The following is a 1,791-nucleotide window of genomic DNA, read 5'->3' as shown; positions in this document are numbered from 1 at the left end:
GGCCGATGATGAGGCTCATCGCCTCGGCCCGGGTGGCCGGGTCGCGCAGCTGGCCGCGCACGCAGGAGGTGATGGTCTTGGCGCCGGGCTTGCGGATGCCGCGCATCGACATGCACATGTGCTCGCACTCGACCACGACGATCGCCCCGCGCGGCTCCAGGATCCGCATCAGGGCGTCGGCCACCTGGCTGGTCAGCCGCTCCTGCACCTGGGGCCGGCGGGCGTAGACGTCGACCAGCCGGGCGAGCTTGGACAGCCCGGTGATCTTGCCGCTGGTGGACGGGATGTACCCGACGTGGGCCACGCCGCGGAACGGCACCAGGTGGTGCTCGCAGACCGAGGTCAGCTCGATGTCCTTGACCAGCACCATCTCGTCGTGGCCGAGGTCGAAGGTGGTGGTGAGGACGTCCTCGGGCTCCTGCCACAGGCCCGCGAATATCTCCTTGTAGGCACGCGCCACCCGGGCCGGGGTCTCCAGCAGACCCTCGCGGTCCGGGTCCTCCCCGACGGCCAGCAGCAGCTCGCGGATGGCGTTCTCGGCCCGCTTCTGGTCGAAGGTACCGACGGCGGGCGGACCGTCCAACGTCACCGGGTCGATCATGCGGGCCTCGCTTAGGTGTGGGAAGACTCTGGCTGAACAGCACGGATGCCGCGCCTCCAGGGTACAAACCCTGGTGACACGGCATCCATTCCCTGCGGAAGCGGGGTCAGCCCTCGGTCGGCGGCTCGGTGGCCGGCAGCGGCGGGAGCTTCACGACGTCCACCGGAGCGGTCTCGCCGGAGGCGGCGCCGTTGGTGAGCGCCAGCTCCTTCGGGGACTGCACCGGGGGCCGGGTGGACGGCGTGCGGCGGGCGGAGCCCGTCCAGGCCGGCCGGGCCGGGCGCTTGACGATCGGGGCGAAGACCTCGGCGATCTGCTCCTTGTTGAGGGTCTCCTTCTCCAGGAGCTCCAGGACCAGGTTGTCGAGCACGTCGCGGTTCTCGACCAGGATCTCCCAGGCCTCGTTGTGCGCCGTGTCGATGAGCTTCTTGACCTCTTCGTCGACCAGCCCGGCGACCTCTTCCGAGTAGTCGCGCTGGTGGCCCATCTCGCGGCCCAGGAACGGCTCCGAGCTGTCGGAGCCGAACTTGATCGCGCCGAGGCGCTCGGTCATGCCGTACTGGGTGACCATGGCCCGGGCCGTCGCGGTGGCCTTCTCGATGTCGTTCGAGGCACCGGTGGTCGGGTCGTGGAAGACCAGCTCCTCCGCCGCGCGCCCGCCCATCATGTAGGCGAGCTGGTCGAGCATCTCGTTGCGGGTGGTGGAGTACTTGTCCTCGTCCGGCAGCACCATGGTGTAGCCGAGGGCCCGGCCGCGGGACAGGATGGTGATCTTGTGCACCGGGTCGCTGTACTGGCAGGCCGCCGCGACCAGGGCGTGACCGCCCTCGTGGTACGCGGTGATCTTCTTCTCCTTGTCGGACATGATCCGCGTGCGCTTCTGCGGACCGGCCACGACGCGGTCGATCGCCTCGTCCAGGATGCCGTTGTCGATCAGCTTCTTGTCCGAACGGGCGGTCAGCAGGGCCGCCTCGTTGAGGACGTTCGACAGGTCGGCGCCGGTGAAGCCGGGGGTGCGCTTGGCGACGGCCGACAGGTCGACGTCGGGCGCGATCGGCTTGCCCTTCTGGTGCACCTTGAGGATGTCCAGCCGGCCCTGGAGGTCGGGGCGCTCCACCGCGATCTGGCGGTCGAAGCGGCCCGGGCGCAGCAGCGCCGGGTCCAGGATGTCGGGGCGGTTGGTGGCGGCG

General features: G+C 69.9%; 1 protein-coding gene and 1 pseudogene. Both read right to left on the bottom strand.

The genetic code is table 11. The features are described 5' to 3' along the window. A partial coding sequence (folE, locus tag AB0E96_RS40860; RefSeq protein ID WP_359831884.1) for a GTP cyclohydrolase I FolE occupies window positions 1–601 on the bottom strand: 601 nt, incomplete at its 3' end. Between the two features lie 106 nt (window positions 602–707). Next, window positions 708–1,791 (bottom strand): annotated as a pseudogene (locus AB0E96_RS40855) (cell division protein FtsH); the annotation flags it as partial.

Origin of the sequence: Kitasatospora sp. NPDC036755 (genome assembly GCF_040636595.1) — a bacterium.
In the GTDB taxonomy this organism is placed as follows: domain Bacteria; phylum Actinomycetota; class Actinomycetes; order Streptomycetales; family Streptomycetaceae; genus Kitasatospora.
Note: the sequence above shows the minus strand (reverse complement) of the source record. Positions and strands in the feature narration are given on the sequence as shown.